General features: G+C 61.5%; 9 protein-coding genes, 1 tRNA gene and 1 pseudogene. 5 read left to right on the forward strand and 6 right to left on the reverse strand.

Going from position 1 to position 11,833, the window contains the following annotated elements; all coding sequences use genetic code 11:
• Positions 1–154 precede the first annotated feature (154 nt).
• Positions 155–2,878 carry an aconitate hydratase AcnA gene (acnA, locus tag SGJ19_16850; protein ID MDZ4781922.1) on the reverse strand — a complete coding sequence of 908 codons (2,724 nt, stop codon included), beginning with the start codon at positions 2,876–2,878 and terminating at the stop codon, positions 155–157.
• Positions 2,879–3,161: 283 nt separating this feature from the next.
• On the opposite strand from acnA, the gene SGJ19_16855 reads away from it, so the two are divergent.
• Entirely contained in the window at positions 3,162–4,655 is a 1,494-nt protein-coding gene (locus tag SGJ19_16855; protein MDZ4781923.1) for an AAA family ATPase, read from the forward strand.
• Here the strand turns inward: SGJ19_16855 and dcd are convergent.
• Positions 4,637–5,239, reverse strand: a complete 603-nt coding sequence (dcd, locus tag SGJ19_16860; GenBank protein ID MDZ4781924.1) for a dCTP deaminase — start codon at positions 5,237–5,239, stop codon at positions 4,637–4,639. The genes SGJ19_16855 and dcd overlap by 19 nt on opposite strands.
• Before the next feature lie 79 nt (positions 5,240–5,318).
• Complete coding sequence (gene nth, locus SGJ19_16865) at positions 5,319–5,966, reverse strand: endonuclease III (protein ID MDZ4781925.1); 648 nt, start codon at positions 5,964–5,966, stop codon at positions 5,319–5,321.
• Positions 5,967–6,916: 950 nt separating this feature from the next.
• Here nth and SGJ19_16870 point away from each other — a divergent pair.
• The 3 genes from SGJ19_16870 (at position 6,917) to SGJ19_16880 (ending at position 9,439) form a co-directional block, all read left to right on the forward strand.
• The gene (locus SGJ19_16870) at positions 6,917–8,434 is read left to right on the forward strand and encodes an ammonium transporter (GenBank protein MDZ4781926.1); all 1,518 of its coding nucleotides are present in this window, start codon (positions 6,917–6,919) and stop codon (positions 8,432–8,434) included.
• Between the two features lie 197 nt (positions 8,435–8,631).
• Entirely contained in the window at positions 8,632–8,970 is a 339-nt protein-coding gene (locus SGJ19_16875) for a P-II family nitrogen regulator (protein MDZ4781927.1), read from the forward strand.
• A 395-nt stretch (positions 8,971–9,365) separates the two neighbouring features.
• A tRNA-Val gene (locus tag SGJ19_16880) sits at positions 9,366–9,439 on the forward strand.
• Positions 9,440–9,545: 106 nt separating this feature from the next.
• Here SGJ19_16880 and SGJ19_16885 read toward each other — a convergent pair.
• The 3 genes from SGJ19_16885 to SGJ19_16895 form a co-directional block, all read right to left on the reverse strand.
• On the reverse strand, positions 9,546–9,755 hold the full coding sequence (locus SGJ19_16885; GenBank protein ID MDZ4781928.1) for a hypothetical protein: 210 nt from the start codon (positions 9,753–9,755) through the stop codon (positions 9,546–9,548).
• 1 nt (position 9,756) lies between these two features.
• Positions 9,757–10,134, reverse strand: a complete 378-nt coding sequence (locus SGJ19_16890) for a hypothetical protein (protein ID MDZ4781929.1) — start codon at positions 10,132–10,134, stop codon at positions 9,757–9,759.
• 91 nt (positions 10,135–10,225) lie between these two features.
• Positions 10,226–11,632, reverse strand: a complete 1,407-nt coding sequence (locus SGJ19_16895) for a phage integrase SAM-like domain-containing protein (protein MDZ4781930.1) — start codon at positions 11,630–11,632, stop codon at positions 10,226–10,228.
• A gap of 103 nt (positions 11,633–11,735) precedes the next feature.
• On the opposite strand from SGJ19_16895, the pseudogene SGJ19_16900 reads away from it, so the two are divergent.
• Positions 11,736–11,833: pseudogene (locus SGJ19_16900) on the forward strand (hypothetical protein).

Genomic DNA, 11,833 nt, shown 5'->3' on the forward strand with positions numbered 1-11,833 from the left:
ATACGCGAAAGTACGCGAAAAAAGGAAATCCCAATACTGAACAGGATTGGCTTGTCTCAATAACCATTCCTATTTTCGCGCTATTTAGCGTTTTTTTCGCGGTTACGTTCCTTCATTCCCCTCTGCATCTCAGCGGTTCAAAAAAGGATGAACGCTACGCCGTAGCGAGGAGTTTACGTAACACGGTCTGCAAGATTCCGCCGTTGCGGTAGTAGTCGAGTTCCACCGGCGTGTCGATGCGGACGCGGCATTTGAATTCTGACTTCTTGCCGTCCGGCGCAGTGGCGGTGACGACGATCTCGCTGCGCGGTTGCAAGGATTCATCCAACCCGGCGAACTCGAATACTTCCTCGCCCGTGAAGCCCAGCGTCTGCCAGGTCTTGCCGCCGGTGAATTCGAGCGGCAACACGCCCATGCCGACCAGGTTGCTGCGGTGGATGCGCTCGAAGCTGATCGCGATCACCGCCCGGACGCCGAGCAGATAGGTTCCCTTGGCAGCCCAATCGCGGCTGCTGCCGGTGCCGTATTCCGCGCCGGCCAGCACGACGAGCGGCACTTGTTCAGTCTGGTAGCGCATCGCGGCGTCGTAGATCGACATCTGCTCGCCGCTGGGAAAATGCCGCGTCACGCCCCCTTCGGTACCCGGCGCCGTGGCGTTGCGGATGCGAATGTTGGCGAACGTGCCGCGCGTCATCACGCGATCGTTGCCGCGCCGAGCGCCGTAGCTATTGAAGTCGACCGGCTCGACGCCATGCTCCACCAGGTACTTGCCCGCCGGGCTCTTGAGCGCAATCGCACCGGCCGGAGAAATGTGGTCCGTCGTGACTGAGTCTGCCAGGAGCGCCAACACCCGCGCACTGCGGATCGGCTGGATCGCGCCGGCCTGTTTTGGCAGGTCGATCAGAAACGGCGGTTCCTGAATGTAGGTGCTCGCGGCGTCCCATTCGTACAGTTCGCCACCACTGACTTCGATGGCGTTCCAGCGCTCGTTGCCGGAGAAGGCGTTGCCGTAGCGCTCGCGGAACATTTCCGGAAGCACGGAGCTGTCGATCAGCTTGCGCACCTCGTCGGCCTGCGGCCAGATATCGCGCAGATACACTGGCGCGCCGGCCGTGCCCGTGCCGAGTGGTTCGTTGACGAGATCGATATCGGTCGTGCCCGCCAAGGCATAGGCGACCACCAACGGCGGGCTGGCCAGGTAATTGGCCTTCACGTGCGGATTGACGCGACCTTCGAAGTTGCGATTGCCGCTCAACACAGCCGCCGCGACGAGATCGCCGTCGGTCACGGCCTTGGCCACCGCGTCTGGCAGCGGACCGCTGTTGCCGATGCAGGTCGTGCAACCATAGCCGACCACGTTGAACCCGAGCGCGTCGAGATCCTTGAGGAGCCCGGCCTTTTCCAGGTAATCGGTCACCACGCGAGAACCGGGCGCGAGGCTCGTTTTCACGTACGGCTTCACGCGCAGGCCCTTGGCGACGGCGTTCCGGGCGAGCAATCCGGCGCCGATCATCACCGAAGGGTTGCTGGTGTTCGTGCAACTGGTGATCGCCGCGATCACCACGGCGCCGTGGCCGATTTCGGCGGAATGCCCGTTGTCTTTCACCGTCGCTTTGCGTTGCAGCGCCGCGTTGTCCAAGGCGTAGCCGCGCTCCGCCACCGGCGCGGTGAGCGCCTTGCGGAAGGTCTGCTTCATCGCCCCGAGCGCCACACGATCCTGCGGGCGCTTCGGTCCGGCCAGGCTGGGCTCCACGGAAGCCAAATCTAAGCGAATCACCTTATTGAACTTCGGCACCGGCGAGGCGTCAGTGCGGAACAGTTGGTTTTCCTTGGCGTAACGCTCGACGAGTTGCACTTCGTGCTCCTCGCGCCCGGTACGGCGGAGGTAGTTGAGCGTCTCGTCATCAACGGGGAAGAAGCCCATCGTCGCGCCGTATTCGGGCGCCATGTTGGCGATCGTCGCGCGATCGGCCAACTTCATATGCACTACGCCCGGGCCGAAGAACTCGACGAATTTGCCAACCACTTTTTCCTTGCGGAGGATTTCGGTCACGGTCAGCACGAGATCGGTGGCCGTCGCGCCGGGCGCGAGTTGCCCGGTGACTTCGAAGCCGACCACCTCGGGCATCAGCATGTAGAGCGGCTGCCCCAGCATCACGGCTTCCGCCTCGATGCCGCCGACGCCCCAGCCGAGCACGCCGAGGCCATTGATCATCGTGGTGTGGCTGTCGGTGCCGACCAACGTATCCGGTACTGCCACGCGGCCATGCTGATCCTCGCGCAGGAACACGCCCTTCGCCAGGAACTCCAGGTTCACTTGATGCACGATGCCGACGCTGGGTGGGACGACGCGGAAGTTGTTGAACGCCAGTTGACCCCAACGCAGAAACTCGTAGCGCTCGCGATTGCGGGAGAATTCCATCTCGACGTTCAAATCGAGCGCATCGCTTGTGGCAAAACGATCGACCTGCACGGAGTGGTCGATCACCAGATCGACGGGAATTAGTGGATTGATTTTTTTCGGATCGCCGCCGAGCCGCTTCATCGCGGCCCGCATGGCGGCCAGATCTACCACGCACGGCACGCCGGTGAAGTCCTGCAGCACGACCCGCGCCGGCTTGAAGGGAATCTCCACTTCGGCCACGCCGTCGGCATTCCAGCCGGCCAGGTTGCGGACGTCTTGTTCGGTCACTTCGTAGCCGTCGCACGTGCGGAGCGCGGCTTCCAGCAGCAGTCGCACGGAGTACGGCAACTCACTGATCTTGGCGAGGCCGAGGGCTTCCAATCGCGCCAGGTCGTACAACGCGGCGGGACCTTGGCCCGTTTCAAAATTTCGTCGGGCCGAAAACGGATCGTGCTTGAGCGAGGCCTGGGGCATACGTCAATACCGTGGGGATCGCAAGAACTGCGGTGTGTCGAAACTGCTGACCGGGAAGGGGCGACAAGCCCGGATTTCCGTGGTGGGCGGAACAATTCTACCGGATGAACGGCCGGTTGTCTGTGGCGAGGCGTCCGGCTTGCTGGCTTGGCGCGAATTCGCCCGTCCCGCTGGCGGGGAGGCGCCAACTTGACCTCGACGTTTGGCGCAATAGGGTTGCTTGGGTGATTGCCTGATCGCCCGGCGAGCTAGTCCGTTCCGCGGTCTCAACAAGCAGAAAACCATGACGCAAACATCTTCGGACAGCCTGTTGGCGCGTTTGGCGGGCGGCGGCAATGACATGGACGCCTGGTCGTCGCTCGACGCCACGCGACCGGCGCACGACGAAGCCGTGCAGGCCCCGACATGCGACGAGTGGGACGAGCAAGAGCAAAAAGAACGAGACGCCAAACTCGACCACCTCCTCAGCCGTATCGCCGATTTGGCGGGCGGCAACAATATGACGATCGACGAGGAAGGCGCCTTCCTCCCGCTGGAGCCGGACACCCTGGAGGAGGCCCAGCTCTCGGAAGGGGAAGTCGAAGCGCTGATCCTCAAGTACCTGCTCGCCAAGGGAAGCGCCACGGGGCGCGACTGCGCGGATCAGGTGCGGCTGCCGTTCAAGATCGTCGAGCGGTTGCTGACGCAGCAAAAGGCGGAGCAGTTGGTGTTCCTGCGCGATACGGCGCCGATGAACGACTACTTCTACCAGCTCTCCGACAAAGGCCGCGAGCGGGCCAAGCGCTACGCCGAGCATTGCACTTATTTCGGCGCTGCGCCGGTTTCGCTGCGCGACTACATCCAAAGCGTCGCGTCGCAGTCGCTCACAGCGCAGCATCCCTCGACCGAAGACCTGGACCGCGCCTTCAGCGATCTGTTGATGAACAAGCGGATGCTCAACCGCCTGGGACCGGCGATCAACTCCGGCCGCGGGTTGTTCCTGTACGGCGCCCCCGGCAACGGCAAGACGAGCATCGCGGAGCGGATCACCAAATCGTTCGGCGAGTACATCTGGATTCCCCGCGCCATCGGCGTCGACGGCGAAATCCTGCGACTGTTCGACCCGAGCAATCATGAAGCGGCCCCGGATCCCCCCAACACCGGCCTGCTCGATCAACGCCGCCTCGACAAGCGTTGGATCCGCATCCGCCGCCCGACGATCGTCGTCGGCGGTGAGTTGACGATGAACTCGCTGGAAGTGGCGTTCAACCGCATTACCGGGATCAGCGAATCGCCGTTGCAGCTCAAGAGCAACTGCGGCACGCTGGTGATCGACGACTTCGGCCGCCAGCGGATGAGCACCGACGAATTGCTCAACCGGTGGATCGTGCCGTTGGAAAAGCGCTACGACTTCTTGAACCTCTCGAACGGCAAGAAAATCCAGGTGCCTTTCGATCAGTTGATCGTATTCTCCACAAACTTGGAGCCGAAAGACTTGGTCGACGAGGCGTTTCTCCGCCGGATTCCGTACAAGATCGAGGTCGTCGATCCGTCGGAGGACGAGTATCGCGAGCTGTTTAAGCTGATGGCCAGCAAGATGCAAATCGTCTACGACGACAAAGTCGTCGACTACTTGCTCGACACGCACTACCGCACGGTGAACCGCAACCTGCGGTGCTGCCATCCGCGCGACTTGCTGCTGCAAGTGCGCAACTTCTGCCGCTATCGCAACGTGCCGCCGGAGATGACGAAGGAATACTTCGACTTCGCCGTCGAGAACTACTTCGCCGTCGTCTGAAGCGGCTCGCCGGTGATGCGATCGAAGCCGAACTCCAGCTCGCGCTGCGGATCGCGCGTCGGCAGCTTCTGCAATTCCGTGTAGAGCAAGCTCGGCTGGATGTCGTGGTTGTGCTGGTACTTCTTGCTCGTGTAGGCCGTGACTTCGCCCACGATCTGGTGATAAAAGATTTGGCAGATTTCCACGTGCGGATAAATCCGCACCGGCTGCACGGCGAACATCTCTAGCGTCCAGTACCCGCAGAAGCCGGCGTCGCCGAAACCGGCCGTGACATGCACGAATAGCCCCAGCCGCCCGACCGACGAGCGCCCCTCGATCATCGGCACCAGGTTGTGCGTTTCCGTCCGCTCGGAGGTGCGCCCTAAGTAAAGTAGATTGGGGCTCAGCACCAGTCCGGTCGGCGGGATCTCAATCCGCTTCACACGGTTCGCCTTCCGCATATCGAGCACGACTTCCTCGTACACCAGCAGCTCTTGGTGCAGCCGCAGGTTGTAGCTGTTCGGGTTGAGCCGTGCTTCGTCGAAGGGATCGATGATGATATCGCTACCCATCCGGCCGCGAATTTCGTTTCCGGAGAGAATCATGCGGTGGTCCTTGCGGAGATGGGCGACGATGTCCGAACAGGGAAGCGAGCTTGGTACCGAGTTCCAGGTTCCTACTTTTCTACCCCAGCCCGACCTTCGGACACCAGCGGGCGAGTGGACAGATATCGCATTTCGGTTTGCGCGCCTGACAGATCTGCCGGCCGTGGTGGATAAGCAGGTGGCTGAAGTCGACCCAATCCCGTTTGGGCAGAATCGGCATTAGATCACGCTCGATTTTGACCGCGTCCTTCTCCGACGTGAGCCCCAGGCGACGGCTGAGTCGCGTGACGTGGGTATCCACCACAACGCCGCTCGCCAGGCCGTAAGCCGTGCCCAGCACGACATTTGCCGTCTTGCGTCCAACCCCCGGCAACGCCACGAGGGACGGCAAATCCCGGGGAACTTCACTCCCGTGGTCCTTCACCAGGGCCGCACAACAGGCGCGGATGTTCTTGGCCTTATTGCGGAAAAATCCCGTGCTTTGGATCAGCTTCTCCAGCTCACCCAGGTCCGCGGCCGCGAATTCGGCCGCAGTGCGATACCGGGCGAACAGGGCGGGGGTCACCAGGTTGACCCGCACGTCAGTGCATTGCGCCGACAGAATCGTCGCGACCAGCAGCTCAAGCGGATTGCGGTGCTCTAAGGCGCAGGTCGCGTCCGGATACGCCAATCGCAGCGCCTTCACCAACCGGGTGGCGTGGCGTTTCTTGTCCGCAATGGCGGGCATGGGGTGTCCTGAACGCCGGGAATCTGCACTGGAACGTCGATGCGGACGAGGCGGTTGATTCTCAAATCGTTGACCTGGAATGTCAATCGGCACTAGTCCCGTCATGAGGTCTTACGCCAACCTCGTCAAGCTGTGTGTTCTGCCCACCGTCGCGTCATCGCGTGCCTGTCGAGCGCGCAATTGCGCTTCAACGAAGCTCTCAATAAGCAAAAATTACAAAAGCACAACAGCGCGCAAACATAGGCACAATAGGGGCTAGCGCTTATTGGAATGCCATCGCACAAACGCCCCTTGATGTACTCGGCACGCCGGTTGCTTCGTCCCCCCGATGTAGTGTTGTTTTTGCCGTGAAGACACCTGTCGATAGCGGCCGTCCTTCAAACTAGGCGAACCGTCATGAACCACCTCCTTCCGCGAGCTTGGGCAGGCACGTTGCCTCGCCCGCCAAGCAATCTCTGAGCTTGCCGAGCCCAGTCCCTGATGCCTGACGAGTGCCAGCCCTGCGGTTGGCATCGTTACGTCACGGCGGCTGAATCGGCTCCCATGCTATCTGCACACGCACTTGGAACGTGAGACGGCGGCGGCCGTTCTCCTGATCGCTCCTGCTACGCGCTAGCTGTTGGCATTTCCGAAAAGCTCGGAGATGTGGCTGCGCTCGGGGTGCGCGCATTCCTTCGCGTCGTTCAGTTCGCCGTGGGGTACTTCGACTTCCTGGCTTCCGCCTAGCCAGAAGGACGCCCTCACGGCTGAGGCGGAGCTTCGGCTCCGCCTCGGCCAGGGTTGTTCACGGATGAGTTGCGATTCCGGCACTCGTGAATGTCAGGCCGTCCGCCGCGAATGCGTTCGCCGCGCCGGCAAACCTCGTTTGTTTCGCGGTCGATCACGCGATGACCGCCCGTATTCATCAGTCCTTCTGTCGAAAGGCGAAGCGTATGTACATGTTAGATCGAATGACTCGACTCCGATACTTGGCACTGCTGACGATGCTCACGGTGAGCGTCCTCGGCCAGCCCGCTGTGAGTTGGGCGCAGGACACCCCGGTCGCCACCGAAACCGCGGCCACGGCAGATGCGCCCGTTGATGCAGCGACGTCCATGCCCGCGGAAGCGGTCACGGAAGTCGTGGTGGAGGAAGCCGCCGCGGCGCCGGCGGAAGGCCCCAGCACGGCCGACATCAAAATGATGATCGACACCATGTGGGTGATGATCACCGGCTTCTTAGTGTTCTTCATGAACCTCGGTTTTGCCTGCGTTGAGTCAGGCATGTGCCGGGCCAAGAACGCGGTCAACATCCTCTCCAAGAACTTCGTCGTGTTCGCGGTCACCACGATCGGTTATTGGGCCGTCGGCTGGGGCCTGATGTTCGGCAACGGCAATGCCTTCGCTGGCACGGATGGCTTGTTCTTCCTGACGGGCGCCGATAACAGCCCGTCAGTCGCGGACTACGTGGGCGACTACTCTGCCATCGCTTGGGCCGGCGTGCCCCTCTATGGCAAGTTCTTCTTCCAGTTGGTCTTCGCCGGAACCGCGGCCACCATCGTCTCGGGCGCCGTGGCCGAACGTATCAAGTACCTGTCGTTCATCGCCTTTAGCGGTGTGATGGCCATCGCCATCTATCCGATCGTCGGTCACTGGATCTGGGGCGGCGGCTGGTTGGCAGGACGTGGCTTTGTTGACTTCGCCGGCTCGACGGTCGTTCACTCCGTAGGCGGCTGGGCTGCACTTACGGGCGTCTACATTCTTGGTCCGCGTATCGGTAAGTACGGTGCTGACGGCAAGATCAATGCCATCCCCGGCCATAACTTCACGGCCGCCACGATTGGTTGCTTGATTCTCTGGCTTGGCTGGTTCGGCTTCAATCCGGGCAGCACGATGGCCGTCGATCCGGGCGCGATCTGTGATGTCGCTTTGACCACGAACATGGCGGCCGCCGCTGGTACGTTGAGCGCAACCATGGTCGCGTGGCTAATGCTTGGCAAGCCGGACTTGGGCATGACCTTGAACGGCTGCCTCGCCGGGCTGGTGGCGATCACCGCCCCGTGTGCGTTTGTGACCGTTCCGATGTCGCTCGTTATTGGCGCCATCGGCGGTGTCTTAGTCGTCTTCGGCGTATTGTTCTTCGACCGCGCGAAAGCGGACGATCCGGTGGGCGCCACTTCAGTCCATTTGCTGAACGGTGTCTTCGGTACGCTCTGCGTCGGCATCTTCGGCCACCCGGACCTGATCGCCCGCAGCGCGAACGCCGCGCACAAGCCAGGCCTTCTATACGGTGGCGGCGCCGAGCAGTTGATCACGCAGTTGATTGGCGTACTCGCCTGTGCCGGCTACGTCGTCGTCGTGTCCGCCGTCGCCTGGTTGATTATCAAGGCGGTGATGGGCCTGCGTGTTTCGGCCGAGGAAGAATTGGAAGGTCTCGACATCGGCGAACACGGCCACGAGGCGTACCACGGCTTCCAGCTCACCGAGTGAGCCGAGCCCCGAGTGTGGAATTCCACGGCGGGAAGGAACAATGCGTTCCTTCCCGCCCAGAATCCACGCGAGAAGCGAGTGAGAGCAAGATTAAACTCGGCGCGCGACATCCTGTGGCAAATAGAATGGCGCGTCGCCATCCGATATAATGCGGCCTGCCGCAATTCAACCAACACACCAGTTCGAGGCGCAAAGCCATGAAAAAAATCGAAGCGATTATTCGTCACCATAAGACCGAGGCCGTGAAAGAGGCCTTGGTCAAGCTCGGCCATCACGGCATGACCGTGACCGAGGTGCGCGGCTTCGGCCGCCAGAAGGGGCACACCGAAACCTATCGCGGCGCCGAGTACACCGTCGATTTCGTGCCCAAGGTGAAAATCGAAGTCGTCGCCGACGACGCCGTCGCCGACAAGGTTGTCTCGACGATCGTCACCGCCGCTAAGACGGGCCAGATCGGCGACGGGAAGATCTTCATCAGCGAGCTCAAGGACGTCGTTCGCATCCGCACCGGCGAAACCGGCGGCGCTGCTGTCTAGGAATTTGCTCGTTTGTCATTCCGGGAACACCAAGGAGCGAAACCCGGTTTCGCTCCGCGGTGTTTCTGGAGGAGCGCCTGCGTAGTCTCGTTCCCGAGAATGCATGCGCAGCGGTTCCGGGGCGCTCCACCAGGGGCCGGAAAGCGTCCCGCTTGCCACGGAGGTGCGGAAAAGGCACGGAAGCGCAGAAATGAGCTTACGGAAGTCGGGGCGCGGCGTCTGAACGGAATTCAACGCTTCCAGGTCCTGCTTCCTCCGTCTCCTCCGTGGTGAGCCGCTTTTTTTGCGGAAGTTGCCGTTCCGAGAGGGGCCCCCCGCCCAGGAACGGCACCCGGCGCGTTGACAGTCGCCCAGCCAAGCGCAAGAATTGCGGCACGCGGTTCGCGCCGCGATTCGGGCGCATAACTCAGTTGGTTAGAGTGCGATCCTTACACGGTCGAAGTCGGGGGTTCGAGTCCCTCTGCGCCCACTGCCCTCGCCGCCTGCCGGTACTCCAGGCAATGCAGCGTCCAGCAAAGGCGTGCAATTCGCGGGAATCTCTGAGCCGCTGCCTTTTTCTTGTTCACCGTTGCATGCTACTGCCAACGGTTGCTGCGCCGTTTTTTGCACCACTGGTGCACCAAGTGCGCCCATTTCTGCACCGGTAACTGCTCGACCCGCGTCTTGATCGCTTCGGCGTCGCGTTGGTTGACCTTTCCCAGCCGCAGACTCTTCCGCTTGCCGTCTGCGCCGACGAATTGGATACGTCGGCGTCCTGTCTTTTTGTCGTGCGTAATGCTCGCCATGTCATTCGCCTTTTCCTTTTTGCCGCCGCCCCTTGGTTTTGAGTGAAGCCGCCAACCCTTCGAGGACGGCCGCTCGAATTTCGTCGTTGGTCGCGTCACCGCGGAGCACGACGATGACGCCGATCCGACGGGATCGCGTCGACGCACGGCCGAGCAGGTGGCAGCCACAGGCCGACAGCTTTGCCATGACCTGCATCAGTGTCCGGCGAACGCTGCGGTCCGGAGTCGAGACGGCGAGGTGGAAATTGTCGCCGCGCCACAACGTCAACCGGTGACTGTAGACGTGCTTCCAATCTCCGCATTGGTAGGTTTCGAGAAGCGACCGCCACTCATCTCGCAAGTCTTCCACGGCCACTTGATTCCAGTTGGGAGTTTTCATGTGGCGACTCCCTTCTGATCATGTTGCTCACCCAGCGGAGGCGCAGGCGGCATCAGTGGCTGCGTGGTTGCGATCCGGGGATTGATGTAGTTCATCCGGGCCATTTGGGGCGAGCGGTGACCCAACAACGCTGATGCCGAGCCCGGCAGAATTCGTTCCACGTGCGAAGCGGCCGTCCGACGCAACTTCTGAGTTTATTGCGTCTGCTGCTCGGCAGCCCAGCGACCTGGAGCAGCCGCCGGAACAGCTGATGGTATGTGCGCGTGTGACCGAGCCCCGGAAAGATTAACTCCCGCTCCGGCGGGAACGCCGCGTTAATCGCGATCATAGTGACCGGACGTACCGCACGCGTAATCACCTGCCCCGTCTTGTTCATCACAATGGTGATCGAACCATCAGCCAGGATGTCAGCGCGTCGCAGTTTGAGCAGGTCATCGCGACGAACACCCGTTTCGTAGGCCACCAAAATCAAAGCCCGGAAGTAGCTGCCGACATGGACTCTGTTGCGCATCTGGCGATCGAACACGCGGTCATGCGTCGCCACAATCAGTCGCGCCAAGTCCTCCAAACTCCAGGCGTCGGGGATGTTCGCGCGCTGGGGAATCCGGTAACCGCATGGGTCTTCGTGAACGAGTTTATTGCGGCGGGCGTGGCGCCAAATGCTTTCGATCTTGCTCGGGCGACCGTTGATTGTCACAGGCGACAAGCCCCGGGCGAGCAAGTCCGCGCCCCACTCGCTGAGCAGTTCGTCGGTCAAATCCCAGATTCGCACTCCGCCGCCCGCAAACCTGCACAACGATCGAATGCCGGTTTCCATCAACTCCCGCCCGTTGGCGCTACGGCCAAGCAATCGCTCAGTGACGTAGGTCCGCTGAAAGAAGTGCCAAATCGTCCCTTCGGCGTCGACGGGAACGGCGTGCGGTTGCTTATCCCGCGGCCATTGCCCTGGTCGCTTGGGGAACTCGTCCGGCCGGGCGTGGCGCAGAACTCTTCGGATGATCATCTTGTACTTCGTGATTGTGATCGGCTGGTAACCCGTCGCGACTGCCCAAGCCGCGAATGCCTCGACGAGGTGTTCGTTGATGCGATCGACGAACATTTGATCGTCGCGCCGGAGATATTGGCAGAGCAACTCGATTGCCGACTCATACTGTGCCACGTACTTTTCATTCCTCCCAGCGAGAGACTCAGGACGGAACACCTCTATGTAGTAACGACGGACGTGGACGTGCGGTGCATTTTTGCGATGCTCCGCCTGCTTGCGCTGGACGATCTGCAGCATGTCGCGGCGCGAAATTGCGGCCGTGTAGAAACGGAATACGCCAGACTCCGTCACCAACTGCGTCAACCGCGTCAGGGTGTTTCGCAGCCAGGTCGTGCGTCCGGCGCCATGATGCGGCGCGAACCAGACGAGGCACTCTGCGATGCGCTGCGACTCCAGGTCGGCGACCACAGGCGTCCGACCGAGAAAGCTAGCAAAGGCGTCGATCGCGCGCACCCTCGGCTATCAATCACCAACCCAATTCGAAGCCGAACGCGCCCCGGCCCAAGCGGCGTAAAAAACAGCCCCCGCCACTTTCCGAAAGTCCAGGGGGTCGCAGTTCTGTCACATCACCCAAAACTGGCGCGGTAAACCGCTGGTCAGTCACGAAGTCATCGTGAGCCTGATCGCCAACACCAGCACCCAAGCCGGACTCAA

This window comes from Planctomycetia bacterium (assembly GCA_034440135.1).
GTDB lineage: Bacteria > Planctomycetota > Planctomycetia > Pirellulales > JALHLM01 > JALHLM01.